This is a genomic window from Paenibacillus sp. S28 (genome assembly GCF_016624415.1).
In the GTDB taxonomy this organism is placed as follows: Bacteria; Bacillota; Bacilli; order Paenibacillales; family Paenibacillaceae; genus Paenibacillus_AQ; species Paenibacillus_AQ favisporus.
The window spans coordinates 12,512-30,105 of sequence record NZ_JACVTM010000010.1 but is presented as its reverse complement, the minus strand read 5'-3'; the positions used below and the strand labels follow the sequence as shown (position 1 = coordinate 30,105).

General features: G+C 55.1%; 17 protein-coding genes and 1 pseudogene. 13 read left to right on the top strand and 5 right to left on the bottom strand.

Going from position 1 to position 17,594, the window contains the following annotated elements; translation table 11 throughout:
* The first annotated feature begins 72 nt into the window (after nt 1-72).
* The 3 genes and pseudogenes from IAE55_RS22190 (at nt 73) to IAE55_RS22180 (ending at nt 3,300) form a co-directional block, all read left to right on the top strand.
* Nucleotides 73-1,236 (top strand): COG1470 family protein, encoded by a 1,164-nt coding sequence (locus IAE55_RS22190; protein WP_192716227.1) that lies wholly within the window; start codon nt 73-75, stop codon nt 1,234-1,236.
* A gap of 59 nt (nt 1,237-1,295) precedes the next feature.
* Nucleotides 1,296-2,249, top strand: a pseudogene (locus IAE55_RS22185) (ABC transporter ATP-binding protein); the annotation flags it as partial.
* A gap of 118 nt (nt 2,250-2,367) precedes the next feature.
* Nucleotides 2,368-3,300, top strand: a complete 933-nt coding sequence (locus tag IAE55_RS22180) for an ABC transporter permease (RefSeq protein ID WP_234489784.1) — start codon at nt 2,368-2,370, stop codon at nt 3,298-3,300.
* A gap of 235 nt (nt 3,301-3,535) precedes the next feature.
* Here IAE55_RS22180 and IAE55_RS22175 read toward each other — a convergent pair whose 3' ends face one another.
* Nucleotides 3,536-5,335, bottom strand: coding sequence for a M3 family oligoendopeptidase (locus IAE55_RS22175; protein WP_145160923.1), 1,800 nt, complete (start codon nt 5,333-5,335; stop codon nt 3,536-3,538).
* A gap of 136 nt (nt 5,336-5,471) precedes the next feature.
* Between IAE55_RS22175 and IAE55_RS22170 the strand changes: the two genes are divergently transcribed.
* The gene (locus IAE55_RS22170) at nt 5,472-5,642 is read left to right on the top strand and encodes a YycC family protein (protein WP_076175142.1); all 171 of its coding nucleotides are present in this window, start codon (nt 5,472-5,474) and stop codon (nt 5,640-5,642) included.
* Nucleotides 5,639-5,869 carry a hypothetical protein gene (locus IAE55_RS22165; protein WP_105442021.1) on the top strand — a complete coding sequence of 77 codons (231 nt, stop codon included), beginning with the start codon at nt 5,639-5,641 and terminating at the stop codon, nt 5,867-5,869. Before IAE55_RS22170 ends, IAE55_RS22165 begins: the two co-directional genes overlap by 4 nt.
* A gap of 82 nt (nt 5,870-5,951) precedes the next feature.
* Here the strand turns inward: IAE55_RS22165 and IAE55_RS22160 are convergent, their stop codons facing one another.
* Nucleotides 5,952-6,653, bottom strand: coding sequence for a DUF2225 domain-containing protein (locus IAE55_RS22160; RefSeq protein WP_200633914.1), 702 nt, complete (start codon nt 6,651-6,653; stop codon nt 5,952-5,954).
* Nucleotides 6,654-7,218: 565 nt separating this feature from the next.
* On the opposite strand from IAE55_RS22160, the gene ylbJ reads away from it, so the two are divergent.
* Nucleotides 7,219-8,451: a sporulation integral membrane protein YlbJ gene (gene ylbJ, locus IAE55_RS22155; protein WP_200633913.1), complete on the top strand. Its 1,233-nt coding sequence runs from the start codon at nt 7,219-7,221 to the stop codon at nt 8,449-8,451.
* Between the two features lie 83 nt (nt 8,452-8,534).
* Nucleotides 8,535-9,338 (top strand): NAD kinase, encoded by an 804-nt coding sequence (locus tag IAE55_RS22150; RefSeq protein ID WP_076175238.1) that lies wholly within the window; start codon nt 8,535-8,537, stop codon nt 9,336-9,338.
* 163 nt (nt 9,339-9,501) lie between these two features.
* Here the strand turns inward: IAE55_RS22150 and IAE55_RS22145 are convergent, their stop codons facing one another.
* Nucleotides 9,502-9,813: a YutD family protein gene (locus tag IAE55_RS22145; protein WP_076175150.1), complete on the bottom strand. Its 312-nt coding sequence runs from the start codon at nt 9,811-9,813 to the stop codon at nt 9,502-9,504.
* Between the two features lie 45 nt (nt 9,814-9,858).
* A complete protein-coding gene (lipA, locus tag IAE55_RS22140) occupies nt 9,859-10,740 on the bottom strand; it encodes a lipoyl synthase (protein ID WP_234489770.1) in 882 nt (293 codons plus the stop codon).
* A gap of 187 nt (nt 10,741-10,927) precedes the next feature.
* On the opposite strand from lipA, the gene IAE55_RS22135 reads away from it, so the two are divergent.
* A complete protein-coding gene (locus tag IAE55_RS22135; protein ID WP_145160929.1) occupies nt 10,928-12,019 on the top strand; it encodes a M23 family metallopeptidase in 1,092 nt (363 codons plus the stop codon).
* A gap of 48 nt (nt 12,020-12,067) precedes the next feature.
* On the opposite strand, the gene yunB is transcribed toward IAE55_RS22135, so the two are convergent.
* The gene (yunB, locus tag IAE55_RS22130) at nt 12,068-12,907 is read right to left on the bottom strand and encodes a sporulation protein YunB (protein WP_145160931.1); all 840 of its coding nucleotides are present in this window, start codon (nt 12,905-12,907) and stop codon (nt 12,068-12,070) included.
* Between the two features lie 244 nt (nt 12,908-13,151).
* Here yunB and IAE55_RS22125 point away from each other — a divergent pair, with 244 nt between their 5' ends.
* From IAE55_RS22125 to IAE55_RS22105, 5 genes are all read left to right on the top strand, one after another.
* Entirely contained in the window at nt 13,152-13,847 is a 696-nt protein-coding gene (locus IAE55_RS22125) for a sigma-70 family RNA polymerase sigma factor (protein WP_145160933.1), read from the top strand.
* A gap of 30 nt (nt 13,848-13,877) precedes the next feature.
* On the top strand, nt 13,878-14,471 hold the full coding sequence (gene clpP, locus IAE55_RS22120; RefSeq protein ID WP_258875268.1) for an ATP-dependent Clp endopeptidase proteolytic subunit ClpP: 594 nt from the start codon (nt 13,878-13,880) through the stop codon (nt 14,469-14,471).
* Between the two features lie 328 nt (nt 14,472-14,799).
* Entirely contained in the window at nt 14,800-15,474 is a 675-nt protein-coding gene (locus IAE55_RS22115) for a GntR family transcriptional regulator (RefSeq protein ID WP_076175161.1), read from the top strand.
* Nucleotides 15,475-15,595: 121 nt separating this feature from the next.
* A complete protein-coding gene (uxuA, locus tag IAE55_RS22110) occupies nt 15,596-16,696 on the top strand; it encodes a mannonate dehydratase (RefSeq protein WP_145161046.1) in 1,101 nt (366 codons plus the stop codon).
* Nucleotides 16,680-17,534, top strand: coding sequence for an SDR family oxidoreductase (locus IAE55_RS22105; protein ID WP_145160935.1), 855 nt, complete (start codon nt 16,680-16,682; stop codon nt 17,532-17,534). Before uxuA ends, IAE55_RS22105 begins: the two co-directional genes overlap by 17 nt.
* The last annotated feature ends 60 nt before the right edge of the window (nt 17,535-17,594 follow it).

Below are 17,594 nucleotides of genomic sequence, written 5' to 3'. Positions count from 1 at the left end.
CGGTAAATCCGGTGGCGGCCCTTCATTCGTATTCCAGATGATCACCAACACACTTGAGGAGGGTTCTGTTTCATGACACGTTTCTTGAGGATCATCACACATGCCGGCCTGGCGCTGATGCTCTGCATCGGCTTCCTGATCGCCAGCACGGGAAGTCCGGTCCATGCAGCCGGAGGTCTGACGCTGTACACTACCTACACTTCCATTTCCGTGCCTCCCGGAGAATCGCTGAATTACAGCGTGGAGCTGAAAAACAACTCCGGCAGCGTCATTACAGCCCCGATATCCGTTACCGGTCTGCCCGAAGGCTGGACGGCCAAAATTTCGGGCGGCGGTTGGGACCTGAACGAAATTTCGGTTATGCCGGATTCATCGCAAACGATCTCCCTGGACGTGACGGTTCCGATGCAAATCGACAAAGGAACCTATCGCTTTACGCTGTCGGCGGGCAGCCTCGCGTCTCTACCACTTTCGGTCAACATCACGGAAAAGGGCACATATCAAACCGAACTGACGACCGATCAGGCCAACCTGGAGGGACACTCCGACGCGACCTTTACCTATTCGGTGAACCTGTCCAACCGCACCGCCGAAAAGCAGACGTATGCGTTAACCGCCCAGGCTGAGAAGGGATGGGACGTAACATTTACGGCAGACAGCAAACAGGTCTCTTCCGTCGAAGTGGACCCAGGGGCTGACAAATCCATTACCGTTGATGTAAAGCCGGCTGAAAACGTGACGCAAGGTACCTTTAAAATACCGATCCGCGCTTCCAACCAGACAACGAATTCCGAGCTGGAGCTCGAAGCCGTCATTACCGGCAAGTACAGCATGGAACTGACGACGCCAAGCGGATTGTTAAGCACCGACATTAAGGCAGGCGGAGATAAAACCGTTGAGCTGCTGGTCAAAAATACCGGTACCGCCGACCTGACCAACATCAACTTCACCTCCACGGCGCCAACCAACTGGGAAGTCAGCTTTAATCCCAAAACGGTCGATAAGCTCGCCGCCGGTAAGTCCACCACGGTGGAAGCCAAATTGACCGCAAGCGACAAAGCCATTGCCGGAGACTATGTGACCGATATTACCGCCCAGGCCGCGGAATCTTCATCCAACGCCTCTTTCCGGGTCGCTGTCAAAGGCTCCGTCCTGTGGGGCTGGATCGGCGTGCTGATCATCCTGGTCATTTTGGGCGGCATCTATGTACTCATTCGTAAATACGGGAGGAGATAACGTTGGCGGAGACAGTCATCGACATACAGCAGTTGACCAAAAGCTACGGCACCCATAAAGCCGTGGACCATCTGTCCCTTCAAATCCGCCGCGGGGAAATCTTCGGCCTGCTCGGCCCAAACGGCGCAGGCAAATCGACCACCATTCTGATGCTTCTCGGCCTGAGCGAACCGGACGGCGGAAGCATCAATGTGCTGGGGCTGGATCCGACGCGGCGGCCGATTGAAGTCAAACGCCGCGTCGGTTACCTGCCGGACGACGTCGGTTTTTACGAAGACTGGACCGGCCTTGAGAACTTAAAGCTGACCGCCCGCCTTAACGGCATTTCCGACAAAGAGGCGGAGGAGCGTTCGCTCTATCTGCTGAAGGAGGTAGGGCTGGAGGATGCTGCCCATAAGAAGGCCGGGAATTACTCCCGCGGTATGCGGCAGCGCCTCGGACTCGCGGACGTTCTGATCAAGCGGCCGGAAATCATCATCCTCGATGAGCCGACGCTCGGCATCGACCCCAAAGGGATCGATGAGCTCCTCGGCCTGATCCACGGCCTCAGCCGGGACCAGGGCTTGACGGTGCTCCTCTCCTCGCACCAGCTTCACCAGGTACAGCAAATCTGCGACCGCGTCGGTCTGTTCGTCAGCGGCAGGCTGCTGGCCGAAGGAAACCTGGAGACGCTGTCCCGCGTCCTGCTGACCGACACGCCGCTCTTGATCACCGCCGAGGTGGACCAGGCAGATGATGCGCTGCTGGCTGACCTTCAGAGCGTGGAAGGGGTCAGCTCTGTCCGGATCGCGAGCGGGGATCAGGACTCGATGAGACCGGCGGAGGACCGGACGCGCCTGGAGATCGGCGTCAACGCCGACTGCAGTCCGGAGATCGCCCGGACGGTCGTCGCGTCGGGAGCGGCCCTTTACGGGCTGCAGCGCAAGGAATACGGCCTGGATGAAATCTACCGGCGATATTTTGCGGGAGGTGAGGACCTTGGAAGCAAGCGTTCTAAAAGAGCAGCTAAATAAAGCCTGGGACACGGTCAGCACCCCGTTTAAGGACGGCATCGGCCGGTTACGGGGCACTGTTCCCTCCGACCGGGAGCGGTTCAACCGGGTAAATGCGAACCCGGCGGCATTCCGCGTCCTGGTGCGCAAGGAAATTTCCGATCATGTCCGGAGCTGGCGCTTCCTGCTGCTCCTGGCGATCATCTTCCTGACCTGCGTCGCCTCGCTGTATACGGCGCTGAACAGCCTGCAGGACGCTATCAAATCCACGGACGGCTACAGCGATTTCGTCATCCTGAAGCTGTTCACCACCTCCGACGGCACCCTGCCGTCGTTTATCGGATTCATCGGCTTCCTGGGCCCGCTGCTTGGCATCGGCCTCGGCTTCGACGCCGTCAACAGCGAGCGGAACAAAGGAACCCTGAGCCGCATCATGGCGCAGCCGATTCACCGTGACGATTTGCTGAATGCCAAATTTATCGCATCGCTCACCATCATCGGCTTCATGTTTCTCTCCCTCGGGCTGCTCGTGCTGGCCCTCGGTTTTCTGATCGTAGGGCTGCCGCCGTCTTTCGAGGAGCTGCTGAGAATCCTTAGCTTCCTGGTCGTCACGATCGTCTATATCGGATTCTGGCTGAACTTATCCATCCTGTTCTCGGTTAAATTCCGCCAGCCTGCCACATCGGCGCTGTCGGGCATCGCCGTCTGGCTGTTCTTCAGCTTCTTTTACGATATGATCCTGAATTTGATCTCCTCGGGCCTTGCGCCTAACAGCGACACGGCATCGGTCGACGACATGGTCCACCATGTTAGCTTTATGCTCGGACTGAGCCGGATTTCACCGTATACGCTGTTCAATGAGGCGACCTCGACGCTGCTGATGCCGACGGTGCGTACACTGGGTCCGCTCACGACGGAGCAGGCCTACGGCGCGATTGACAGCCCGCTCCCCTTCGGGCAGAGCCTGCTGCTGATCTGGCCGCAGGTCACCGGGCTTATCGCCCTGACGCTGGCCTGCTTTGCGATCTCGTACGTCATGTTCCTGCGTCAGGAAATCCGCGGACGTTCCTAACCTATGCCCCGCTTGATGCACTTTACGGAGTGCGGGCATCTGACAAAAGCGATTCCATGTTGCTATCCAGTCCCACAAGAGTGCATTTAGCGGTCGTCTCCTTGCGATGCGATATAACAAGTCCGTGTCTCCCAAACTAATGTATCATCAAAAAAGCAGTCCCTTTGGGGCGTAATGAACCCCAAGGGACTGCTTTTTGTGTGGCGTAATCATTTATTCGAACCATCCGTCTGGATTACACCAGATGGTCGGTCATGGCCAGGAACTGCTTGACATCCTCTGCCGTCAGATCTGCCGCGGTCTGCCAGAAATCGCGGCCCGTCAGATCGGCGTTCAGGTGCTTCTTCGCCAGCTCCTCCACCGTCATGACGCCGGTATCGCGCAGCAGGGCGTCGTATTTATCGGCAAAGCCTGCGCCTTCCTGAAGCGCGCGTGCATAGATGCCCGTGCTGAACATGTAGCCGAAAGTATACGGGAAGTTATAGAACGGCACACCCGTAATATAAAAATGCAGCTTCGACGCCCAGAAATGCGGATGGTAAGACGACAGGGCGTCGCAATACGCTTCCTTCTGCGCTTCTTCCATCAGCGCATTCAGCTCCTGAACGCTGAGCAGACCGCTTTCCCGTTTCTCATAGAAACGGGTCTCGAACAGGAAGCGCGCATGGATGTTCATGTAGAATGCGACGCTCCGCTGGATTTTGTCTTCAAGCAGCGCCAGCTGCTCCTGCTCATCGGCAGCCGATTTTACCATCGCGTCCGATACGATCATCTCCGCGAAGGTAGATGCCGTCTCTGCAACGTTCATTGCATACCGCTGGTTCAAGATCGGCAGCTCGTTCATCAGGTGCTGGTGATAACCGTGTCCGAGCTCATGCGCCAGCGTCGAGACGTTCGAAGCCGTTCCGCTGAACGTCATAAAGATCCGCGTCTCCTTGCTGAGCTTCAGCGAGGTGCAGAAGCCGCCCGGACGCTTGCCAGGACGGTCTTCCGCCTCGATCCAGGACTTGTCGAAGGCCATCTCGGCAAAATCAGCCATACGCGGGCTGAACTTGCGAAACTGCTCCACGATCGTTTCCGCCGCTTCCTGGTAAGAAATCGTGCCCGAAGACTTGCTGATCGGCGCTTCCACATCCACCCAGCTCAGACGGTCCTGGCCGAGCAGCTTGGCCTTGCGCTCCATATACTGCAGCAGCATCTGCTTGTTGTCCTGTATGACATTCCACATGGCGTCCAGCGTCTCACGCGACATGCGGTTGATTTCAAGCGGCTCCTTCAGCACTTCGTCCCAGCCGCGGCGTCCGTACAGCTTCAGGCGGAATCCGCCGAGGTGATTCAGCGTATCCCCGCAGAAGTCGGCTTTGTCCGACCATGCCTGCTCCCACTTCACGAACATCGACTCGCGGGTCTCCTTGTCCGGACTGTCCAGCTTATTGGCCGCCTGTCCAGCCGACAGCGACACGGTCTCGCCGTTTTCTTCAAACGGAATTTGGATATGGCTGACGATCGTATCATACATGCTGCTCCAGCCATGATATCCGTCAATGGCCAAATCGAGCGCGAGGCTCTCCATGTCAGGACTCATCATTTCGCGGGCTTGGTCGCGGCTTTCGCTAAGGACGAAGGCCAGCTGCCGCACCTGATCCCGGCCGATCCACTGCGCGAACGTCTCGTCATCAGTCGAGCGGAGAATGTGGTCAAAGTCGGTCATGATTCCACTAATGAGCGCCCGAAGGGTCGCCAGGCGGCCGCCCAGCTGAACGGCCTTCTTATCCTGCTGGTTCTGTGCCTGCAGGCAGCTGACAAACGCGCTGGCTTCGGAGAGGCGGGCAATAGTGCCCTGCAGCGCTTCAATAAACCCGTCAAACGACTCGGTCTCTTTTGGGCTCGCCGGCGCCTTGGCTGCCTTGATTTCGCCCTGAAGGCTCTTCAGATCCTGCTCCAGGGAGTGAAGGAAGGTATCGAACTCGGCGGAAGCGGAGCCGCCCGGAAATACGGATTCAAGATTCCAAGTTAATTTCAGGTCTTTGTTCATGTTCGAATCACCTTTCTCATCATCATTTTTATTTTATTTGATTGGCCTCATGGTAAGGTGTATAACTATAAAGACGAAACCCTTATGTTTCTGCCCGGCAAAACGGGCTTATTCATACAGAGGAGGGATACTCACCATGAGACCATTGCAAATTTCACCGGAGACCGCCGTGAAACTATCCGAGAAGCTGGGGGTTCCCCTGGAACACCTGATGCACATGCCGCAGCATATCCTGCTGCAGAAGCTGGCGGAGCTCGCCAAGGAAGAAGCCGGCAAGCAGGACGGCGATGAAGGAACCAAATCATGATTCCGTTCTCCAGAACCTGGCCTTACGACAAAGTGATGGGCGATATCTATGTACATGAATGTCCGTTCTGCGGAGCGAACAATGTGAGGCTGCCCCTTAAGCCGGCTGAGCTTCGCAGCATTCATGAAGGAAAGAAGAAGCTGCTCGTCTTTCCCTGCTGCAACAACAGACTCCATATCATTGACACGGACAACGATTATTTGCTGTTCGACCAGGATATTCGCTGATCGAACCGGCTGATCTGCTCCGGAAAGAAAACACGCAAAGGCATGCCGTGATGGACACGGTCTCCTTGGCGTGTTTTTACGTTCAGGCGGGATTCATCTCGCCCGGCAGCTCCATTCGCTTGTCCAGCATCTCTTGCCGCAGCACGCCCCACTGCTCGCGTGAAGCGTGAATCATGGCTGAATCCACGATATGTTTATCATTGATGACTCTGGAGAACCACTTGACCGCCTGATGGAAATCGCCTGTCCGGCGGTTCAGTTCCCCGATCAAATAAAGCAAGCGCGCGTTGTTCGCTCCTACGCCTTCCAGCTCATACACCCGGATATAAGAATCCAGGCAGTATTTCAGAAAGCGCTGCTCCTGCTCCTCGTCGCCCTTATACCGGTAGAGCCAGGCAATATGGTGCAGAAGGCTTGCGATAATCCGATCCTTCTCTCCGATCGTCTGCGCACACAGCAAGGCGAGCTTGTAGGTCTCAAGCGCAATTTCCCAATCCCGGTGTCCGCTGTAGTCCCGCTCGATCCAGCGCTTGCCGATTTTCTCGGCAAACTGCTTCTTTTGCATATCGCTCAGCCGTTCTGTTGAATGCTCCGTAGACGCAAAACCGCACTTCGGGCATACCCTGACCACATAATAGTCGGGATTCTCGTTGTTATAATAAGCACAAAAATCCGCATCCGTACGCACGGCCTTCTTAAAGCTCGGACGCACCCGTGACGTGGAAAATTGATGCTCGCAATTACAGCATACTACATTAATGGAGTAAAGAGGTTCCAATGCCACATCCATACATTCCTTTCATGCCCAGTGTCCTCATCCCTGCTTGTCTCTTTCCGGGGCCTTCCCCCGCTGCTTACTCGAATGAATCATCAAAATACAAAGTACATATTATTTCCATTATATCAAAAACCAAAAACAAAATAACCCCACAAAGTGGGCCCTGAGCTTTAAAGCAGGGTCTCAGATCCTCTGCATGAGCCTCGCGGAAGGACAAGTCCCTATGCACAAAAAAAGGCGCTAAACGTAAGTTTAGCACCTTAGGACATCTTCAGTAACTGCTCCAATCCTCTTCGCCGGGATGGACCAGTGATTCGCGAATGACATACACGAAAGCGCAGACAAGGAGACCGGCGACAATACTCATGTTCTCATCACTCCATCCATATATTTTAAACTTGAAATGAAGTTAGTTGTTGTACTGTATATTTTACCATATCTCCACCAAAAATACAGCACTTATTGTAAACGCTTTCCCAACTTTTTTGTACTGTTTGTCCGATGACATTCATAAAATTTAGGAACATAGGTGTGATTCTCATGTCCCATATTCGGAAGGGAGGCTGCGAATTTGTCCGTAAAAAGGCTGGGTTTACCGCTCATGATTGCGTCTATGGCCGGATTGTTAGTGCTGATGCTGTGTTACCCCGGCCCTTATTTGGAATCCGCCCTGCGGGGCTTGGCCATTTGGTGGGACGTCCTGTTTCCGTCGTTATTTCCCTTCTTCATCATTTCCGAAATGATGCTGGGCTTCGGCATCGTTCACTTGTTCGGCACGCTGCTCGATCCGCTGATGAAGCCACTGTTCCGCATTCCCGGAAGCGGAGGATTCGTAGCCGCGATGGGGTATGTGTCAGGCTATCCCATCGGGGCCAAGCTGACGGCCAAGCTGTGGGAACAGAAAATGCTCAACCGGGAGGAAGGTGAGCGGCTGGTGGCCTTTACAACCTCGTCGGACCCGATATTTCTGATCGGCGCCGTATCGGTCGGTTTTTTTCATTATCCCAAAATCGCGACCATTCTGGCGCTTTCCCATTACGGCGGCGGTTTTCTGATCGGCTTCCTCATGCGTTTCCATGGCAAACGGGGCTCGGTGACCGAAATTCCGGCTTCCGGAGCCCCGGTTCGCGGCAGCCGGCTGCGGCGGGCGTTCAACGCCATGCATGAAGCCAGAATGAACGACGGCCGAAGCGTGGGCGAGCTGCTCCAGCAGGCGGTCGAATCTTCGCTGAAGCTTATTATTGTCGTGGGCGGACTGGTTGTATTCTTCTCGGTTTTTTTAGAGATACTTACCGAAGCGGGGATAATGGCATTCTTCTATCGTTTGCTGGAAAATGGCCTGACGGCGCTCCAGTTCCCTCCATCCCTCTCGGAAGCGCTCGTTGGAGGCTTATTTGAGGTTACCCTGGGCGCCCGTTCGGCGGGTGAAGCCGCCTCCTCCGTTCCGCTGCCCTTTAAGGCAGCTGCAGCGGCCTTTATCCTGTCTTGGGGAGGGCTCTCCGTGCATGCCCAGATCGCGAGCATTCTGCACGCCACCAATCTGCGTTATTTGCCGTTCATGATGGCGCGCTTGATCCATGGTTTTGTGGCTGCTTTCCTCGTTTTGTTTTTATGGGAACCGGTGATGGGACGTTTTACCGATGCGCCTGCTTTCGCAAGCCAAAACTTCGGCTTTCTGGCCTCGGCCCAAGGCATCCGGGACTGCCTCGTCCTGTTGTGCATCCTGCTGGCCGGGATGACGGTGCTCTCCCTTCTGATCAGCTGGATTCAATCCTTGTGGCGCGGCGTTCGCCGGACCTCCTGATCACGGAACATGAAATGGACGTTGTGTTATCCTCCGATATTGTTTATGATTCTTATAAACCCATTACAAAGGAGCTTACACCCTTGAGATACTATGTTCTGGATCGCGGGGATCAGTTATCCGTGGATTTAAGCGAGCAGTTCCATAAGCTTGCGGCGCAACGGGGATTTCAGCTGGATGCCGAATCACCGGAGATTGTCATTTCCATCGGCGGGGACGGCACCATGCTTCATGCCTTTCATACGTTTATTGACCATATTCCTGACATTGCCTTCGTAGGGGTTCACACCGGACATCTGGGATTCTATGCGGACTGGAAAGCGGACGAGCTGCCGCAGCTGATCGAACTGATGAGCTCTGCGGCCAATTCGGGCTCCATTCGTCCGCGAATCGTCAAATATCCGCTGCTTGAACTTGAAATTCATAGAAAATCGGGCAACGCTTCCTATATCGCCTTGAACGAGTTCACTCTGAAAGGCGTCGACGGAACGGTAGTGGCCCAGGTGGACATCAACGATCAAACCTTTGAAATGTTCCGCGGTGACGGGATCTGCGTCTCCACGCCATCCGGAAGCACGGCATATAATAAAAGTCTTGGAGGCGCCATGGTACACCCGACTATCGAGGCGCTGCAGATCGCGGAGATCGCTTCGATCAACAACCGCGTCTTCCGGACGATGGGATCGCCCCTTCTGCTGCCCAAGCACCATCACTGTGACATTTTCTCCCGCAAAGAACAGCGGCTCTTACTCTACATCGATCATGTCAACCTGCAGGTGGACGACCTCATCTCGGTTCGCTGCCAGGTCGCCAAGGAAAAGGTCAGCTTTGCGAGATACCGCCCGTTCCCGTTCTGGAACCGGGTGCGGGAAGCATTTCTGGGATAGATCAGCATCAAGACTTTATGTGCATGACAAGTTGCATAAGAAAAACGTCTATCGACGTACCTTCAAAGAAGACAGACCGCTTCTAGAGGAGGTTTTTCTTGCGAGATCAGGAAGCAGAAGCTCCGAAACTTATACTTTCTGATCTCATAACAAAAAGCGGCTCCTATACGGAACCGCTTTTTGTTTTCTCTTTGGGCTGCGACTCCCGGCTCTTCTGCAGTACAAAGTACGCGCAGCCGAAGTTGCAGTATTCGTTAATGTAATCCATCATACCGGAAATGGCTGTGTCTTTGGTTGCTTTGGGATGCTTATCCCGGTAAAACCCTTTAAGCCGGAGCTGACTGTAGCCCCAATCGCCGACAATATAGTCGTAGCGGTCCAGCACTTCACTGTATCGTTCACGAAAGGCTTCAAGGTTCCAACCGTCTTTATGATCTTTAAGCACCTCATAATTTTTTCCGCCGATCAGAATCAATGAACTACCCCTGCCTTTCTGCCTGAGGTTATCGTATAATGGCGCCTATTTATGCTGTGCAGCGGATTGTACCTGCTCATGGGCATGGTAGGAGCTGCGCACAAGCGGTCCGGATTCCACGTGGCTGAATCCCCGCTTCATGCCTTCTTCCTTCAGAGCGGCAAACTCATCCGGATGATAATATTTAACCACATTTAAATGCTGCGGAGAAGGCTGCAAATATTGCCCGATTGTCATAATGTTGCAATCCACGGCGCGAAGGTCGTCCATCGCCTGCAAAATTTCATCCCATTCTTCGCCGACTCCCAGCATGATGCTGGACTTCGTCGGAATGTTCGGCTGCATTTCCTTCGCTCTGCGCAGCAGCTCCAGGGAGCGGTCATACTTCGCTTTGGCGCGCACCCGATTCGACATGCGTTCCACCGTTTCAATGTTATGGTTCAAAATATCCGGCTTCGCGTCCATTACGGTCTTCAGGGCGTCCCAATTGCCCATAAAGTCCGGAATCAGCACCTCCACGCTGCACAGCGGCAGACGCTTGCGGACAGCTTTGATCGACTCTGCGAAAATAGACGCACCGCCGTCGGACAGATCGTCCCGGGCCACACTGGTGATGACGCAGTGGCGCAGACCCATGTTCTCCGCCGCTTCAGCGACACGTTCCGGTTCCTGGAGATCCAGCTCCGTCGGTTTTCCTGTATTTACTGCACAAAAACGGCAGGCCCGCGTACAAATATCGCCGAGAATCATAAACGTGGCGGTACGATTGGCCCAGCACTCATATATGTTAGGGCAACGTGCTTCTTCACATACCGTGTGAAGGGTCTTAGAGCGCATCATGCTCTTAATTTCCTGGTAATTGTCACCGGTTGTCAGTTTGATGCGAATCCAATCCGGCTTTGGCTCCTTGATGGTATTCGTAGGCAATGTTCTGACCTTCTTTCGCTATCATGGTTAGCTGCTGCATGTTCCATATTATATCATGAAATCAGCCAAAATACTTCCATTTCCAAGCACGGATAAATTCGAGGTTCTTGATTCACTCTAAGGCTATGTCGGTCCAGTCCGAATATTGAGCGAGGACTGCATCAAACTGGCAGGAGGTAGAGAACCGATGAAATACATTGTTCCGCACACACGGTGGCTCAAACGTTCGCTGACAGGTGTACTCACATCAGCGCTGCTGCTGGGCTGCTTTCACCTTCCCAGCAAGGTGGACGCGGAGCCGGCGGCTCCGGAGCCTAACCAAGCCGCCAAATCGCTGGACCAGCTGAGCCGGACAGAAATCCTGGAGTCCAGAAAGTCACTCTATGCGAAGATCAGCAAGGCCACCAACATCCCTTGGTACAGGATTGCCGCGATCGACCAGTACGAACGGACCTTGACCAAAGCCCATCCAAAGGATCGCAAGCACCCGGAGCGCCTCACCGGCATCCTCATTACGGAACCGGCCTGGTCGGGAGTGTTCAATCCGGAATTGAACGATCATAACCCGCGGTCCATTTCCATCTTCGACGGGTACGGCCGCGACGGCTCCGGCGACGGGCGGGCAGATCCCGACAACGACCTTGACGTGCTGTACAGCATGGCGGATTATTTGCAGCGGTACGGCAAATCACAGGAAGATTTCAACATCGCGATGTGGGAATATTACCATAACAGCCGCTCGGTTCAACGGATCGAACAATTCTCCAAGCTGTATGAAAAATTCGGCACGCTGGATTTATCCGGGCATGCCTTCCCTCTCCCCATCAGCAACAGCTACTCGTACCGGAGCACCTGGGGAAGCGGGCGGAGCTGGGGAGGTTACCGGATCCATGAGGGAACGGACATCTTTGCGAACTACGGCGTTCCCGTACGAAGCACCTGCTATGGCGTAGTTGAGCTCAAGGGGTGGAACCCGTTCGGCGGTTGGCGCATCGGCATCCGGGATTTGGACAACCATTACCATTACTACGCTCATCTGCAGGGATTTGAAAAGTCCATTAAACAGGGGGATATCGTCACACCAGGACAAACGATCGGCTGGGTCGGCAGCTCCGGCTACGGGAAACCCGGCACACAGGGTAAATTCCCTCCGCATCTGCACTACGGCATCTACCGTGACAGCGGCCTGGTCGAATGGTCATTCGACCCTTATCCATCCCTCCGGCGCTGGGAAATGGAAGAGCGCAAAGCGCTGAAACAGAAAAAGGGATCCTCCTGAACCGCGTGTTCGGGAGGTCCCTTTTTCATATCGCTATACCAGGGCCGTTTAGTGCTTCCCTGCCTCCCCCGTTACCACGCTCGTCGAATCCGTTGTTCCGGGGTTTTGCCCTCCCGGATGGATGCTGGGCGGGGTAACGGCCGCCGGGCTTCCGCCTTGCTGGCTTTGCGCTCCGGCTCCGGGCAGCGCGATGCTTGGCGCCGCGGCCCCGCTCTCCCCAACCGGCGTGCCCTTGCTGTCGTAATAATACATCGGCACGTTGCCGACGACCATCAGGTAGGAGACCGGAATTTCCGTATCGACGATTTCAGGTTCCATGTCAAACGGCACAACGACTCCCACTTCGACCGTTACATGAATGTAAATCTCCACGAGCACCATATTGATCCCCGCATCTTTTTCTCTCGTTTTCAGATCTACCTTGACCGCACCTTGAGGCTCGACCCGAATCGGAATATTGGGGCCGAAGGATGCAATGATCGGGCTGCCGAGCGCCTGGCCCAGCGGAATGCTCTCGGCCAGCTTATGTTTGTCCTCCAGTGTGGACTGAACCACCTTAAAGGTGCTGGAGGTAATTTTCATATGCTCTGCGTAATTCAGCATAAAGCCGGACACTTTGCCGGACGTATCCATTTTCCAATCGATCAGGTCATCCGCGTTCTCGCCTTCCGCCACCTGCGCAGCCACCGCTTCGTTAATGGCGTCGGTTGCAATCTGCTTCATGCGGATTTTGGCCAGGTACATGATGGGTGGCTTCAGATGATTTTCGACATAGGCGAAGCCCTGGAGCATAAGAATGAGAAAAACCAATGCACCGATCAGCCATACCCTCCGCCGGCTCCGGGGCCTGCTCGCCCCTCTGCTGCGCCATCTGGCCCTTCTTTTCATGCCGGAACCCCTCCTTCGAAGCCGTAGGTTACCTTATCAGCATATGCCCAGGCTTGGCAAAAAAGAAGAGCAAGCCCCACTCCTGACAGGGAGCAGCCACTTTCGTATTTTGTTATACTGGTATCAACATTAGAGGAAGATCGTAATCCCCTTTTTACATAATATTTAAAAATAAGCATCCCGTATCCTTTTCCCCCTGTTCAAACGTTATCTCTATAGAGGCCTCTACAGGAGTGTGATTAACATGTTAATCCGTCAATTCCATGGCACCGGATATCATCGCGAGGATATTTCGGAGCTGTACCCAAGTTTGAAAAAATTCTGCCTGAGCGTCACCCGCAACCGCTGGGATGCCGAAGATCTGGCACATGACACCATCGATAAAACGCTGCGCTTCTGCCTGAAAGACCCGTCATCTCCGCGGCAGCCCAGCCTGCCGCTTATGATGACCATTGCCCGCAACCATTGGATCGATCTAGTCCGTAAAAGGTCGCGTGAGTCGGCCGAACCGATGGTTGAGCCGCAATCGACCGATCACCCGATCGATACGCTTCTGTCCGGGCTCGACACCTTAATGGAGAAGCTGACGCCAAAGCAGCTGCTGGTGTTCGTGCTGAAGGACGTGTTTGAGAGCCGGGTGTCGGATATCGCCAGCATGCTGGAACTGAATGAAACGACAGTCAAATCACTGCTGCACAGGGCGCGCCGCAACATCAGCGGAGACACCGGCGAAGCCATTTCACCGGACCCGCACTGGAAGGACGTCGAGCAGGAGGAGTTTCGCCATATCCTGCTGACCGCCATCCGGCAGGAGAAGCCTGAGTTGCTCCAGCGGCTAATGGAAGCTCTGCAGCCGGCAACGGACCAGGCCCCAGTGGTCGGTTTCAGCCGGACACGGATGTCCTCCGGAACGGGTATGTCCCTGCGCTGTGCGGCGTAGATCCTTGTGCCTTCCCATATAAAGGAGGCCATGAACATGAACACAATTCCTTACGTTGTGGAACAAAGCCGGCTTGGCGAGCGTTCCTATGATATTTATTCGCGCCTTTTGAAGGACCGGATTATATTTCTCGGTTCCGAAGTGAACGACGTGGTGGCCAACAGCATCATCGCACAGCTGCTGTTCCTGGCCGCCGACGATCCGGAGAAGGATATATCCCTGTATATCAACAGCCCGGGGGGCTCTACCTCGGCAGGCTATGCCATTTTGGACACGATGGACTACATCAAGCCGAAGGTCACAACGATCTGCATGGGCATTGCCGCATCCATGGGTGCGGTGCTCTTCCTTGCCGGGGAAAAGGGCATGCGTTATGCCCTCCCCAACAGCGAGTTCATGCTGCATCAGCCGCTCGGCGGTGCCCAAGGTCCCGCAGCCGATATCGATATCACGGCGCGCCGGATTTTGAAGCTGCGAAGCAAGATCAACGATTTTATCGCGGAGAAAACCGGACAGCCGCTGGAACGCATTGAGAAGGATACCAATCGCGACTTCTTCCTCACCGCCCAGGAAGCGCTGGAATACGGCATCGTGGACCGGATCATTACGCAGCCAGTAAAATAACCGAACTCTGTAAGCCCGGAAAAACTGCGGCTAGCCGAACTACCACCATGTACACAGAAGATTCATGCCCGCACGATCGTATGCAGCGCTCTGCCAGATTAAAAAGCCGACGGACTTGTCCGCCGGCTTTTTTCTGTCCTGTACCCGGCTCTCAAACCTGTACGCCCTTTTCCATGACGGGTTTTCAGAGCTTGCAGAACCTGCTTAATCCTATTGGCCTGCATTTTATTGGCTTTTCATTCTAATATCCAGGTCGGTCAGCTGCAAATTTTCATTTCGTCTGCCATACTTGTATGGTAGTATGGAAGTGTCAGGAGGTATCCATGAAATGGATGAAACTATGCTCCAATCCGGTTCAGCCGGAAATCTCGTGTACCAACAGCTCAAGCAGCAAATTGTCAGTCTGGAGCTTCCCCCGGGTACGGCCCTGTCCGAGAAAGAAACGTCCCTGACCTTTCACGTCAGCCGGACGCCGGTTCGGGAGAGCTTCGTTCGCCTGGCCCAGGAAGGCCTGCTGCTGGTGCTGCCTCAAAGGGGAACCCGTGTCTCGCTGATCGATCCGGACATGGTGGAGGAAGCCCGTTTCATGCGTGAGCAGCTGGAGAAGGCCGTCATCCGTCTCGCCTGCGAGTCCTTTCCCGCAGACAAGCTGCAGGAGATGGAGAACAATCTCGTGATGCAGCAGGAGAGCATGAAGCAGCTTGACGGCAAGCGAATGTTTGAGCTCGACGAGGCTTTTCACCGAATCCTGTTTGAGGGTGTCCGGAAAATGGGCACATGGAACGTCATTCAGCAGATGAACGCGCATCTGAACCGCACCCGCGTGTTATGGCTGTCGCTGGATCCGCACTGGGGGAACCTGTTTGAGCAGCACCGGGAAATGATCCAAGCCATCCGCAGCCGGAATGCGGACCTCGCCGAACGGATCATGAAGGAGCATCTAACCCTCAGCATTTCGAACCTCCCGGTCCTGAAACAGCGCTACCCGGAATATTTCAAGTAAGTCATGCTGGCCTATGTAGCAAGGCCGCCGGAGCATGCCATACCGGTACCGGCAATGGTGCCGATGAAATGGCAGCAGCTTCTTTCTGCAAAACAACATAATGACAAGGCGGTGTATGGGATTGCGTATGGTATTCCGTTGGTTCGGCGAAGGCAATGACACGGTTTCGCTGGATCATATCAAACAAATTCCCGGTGTCGAAGGGATCGTGTGGGCGCTTCATGACGTCCCGGCCGGAGACGAATGGCCGATGGAGAAGATCATCGCTGTTCGGGATCAGGCTGCAGCACATAACCTTCATATTGACGTGGTGGAAAGCGTTAACGTCCACGAGGATATTAAGCTGGGGCTGCCGACCCGGGACAAGTATATCGACAATTACGTCAAAACGATCGAAAAGCTGGCGCAAGTCGGCGTGAAAGTGATTTGTTACAACTTTATGCCGGTGTTCGACTGGGCGCGGACGGAACTCTACAAGCGGCTGGAGGACGGCTCCACGGCACTCTTTTTTGAAAAATCCAAAATCCACGGCATTGACCCGTTTGACCTTGTGCAGACGATCAACCAGAACAGCTCCCTGACGATGCCCGGCTGGGAACCCGAACGTCTTGCGCATCTGACCTCCCTGTTTGAGGCCTATCGGAATGTGACTTCAGAGGACCTATGGGACCATCTCGCCTATTTCCTGGAGGCAGTCATTCCAACTGCGGAGCGCTGCGGCATTACGATGGCCATCCACCCGGACGATCCGCCATGGCCGATTTTCGGGCTGCCGCGTATTATTACCGGCAAGGACAGCCTGCGGCGCCTGCTCTCCCTTGTGGACAGCCCGTCCAATGGCATTACGCTGTGCAGCGGCTCCCTTGGAGCCAATCCGGACAACGACATCATCGCCATGATCCATGAGTTTGCGGACCGGATTCCTTTTGCCCATATCCGCAATGTGCGCGTGTATGAGAACGGCGACTTTATCGAGACTTCGCACCGGACGCAGGACGGCACCGTCGATATCGCGGGCATCGTCAAGGCATATCATGACACCGGCTTTACCGGTTATGCCCGCCCGGACCACGGCAGACATTTATGGGGCGAGCAGTGCCGGCCGGGATACGGCTTGTATGACCGCGCCATGGGCATTATGTATCTCTGGGGGTTGTGGGACGCCTACCAGAAGCTTCAACCTACCGCAGAAAAGAGGGATACGCATGAAAGCATTGCCTAACCACCCTGCCCTGCACGGAAAAACAGCCGTTGTTACCGGCGGGTCCGGGGTTCTCTGCAGCGCGATGGCGCTGGAGCTCGGACGCCAAGGGGTAAAGGTCGCGATTTTGAACCGGACGGCGGAAAAGGGCGAAGCCGTTGCCCGGCAAATCCGCGAAGCGGGCGGTCAGGCGCTTGCCGTGGCCTGCGACGTGATGGAGCATGGCAGCGTGCAGGCGGCGGAGCGCCAGGTCCGCGAGGCCTTCGGCCCGTGCGACATCCTGATTAACGGAGCGGGCGGAAATCATCCCAGTGCTAATACGACGGAAGAGATCTATAAGCCGGAGCACCTTGGACAGCCAGGGATCACGACGTTTTTTGATCTCAGCATCCAGGGATTCCAGAACGTGCTCGGCCTCAATATGATCGGCACCCTCATTCCGACCCAGGTCTTTGCCGGGCAGATGATCGGCCGTCCCGGCGCGGTTGTGCTGAACATATCCTCCATGAGCGCACCGAGTCCTATGACCAAGGTGCCCGCATACAGCGCAGCCAAAGCAGCGATTAACAACTTTACTCAGTGGCTGGCGGTTCACCTTGCCGAATCGGGCATCCGGGTCAACGCCATGGCCCCCGGCTTTTTCCTGACAGAACAGAACCGAAAACTGCTGACGAACGAGGACGGGTCCCTGACCGAACGTTCCCATAAAATCATCAGCCACACGCCGATGCGCCGGTTCGGCGTTCCGGAAGACCTGCTGGGTACCCTGCTCTGGCTGGTGGACGACACCACCTCGGGCTTTGTCACCGGCACGGTGGTGCCCGTTGACGGCGGATTTATGGCCTATTCGGGCGTGTAACGCAACGCAAAAAAGGCAGCTCCGCATCGCACACCGAGCGGAATTGCCTTTTATTTTTAT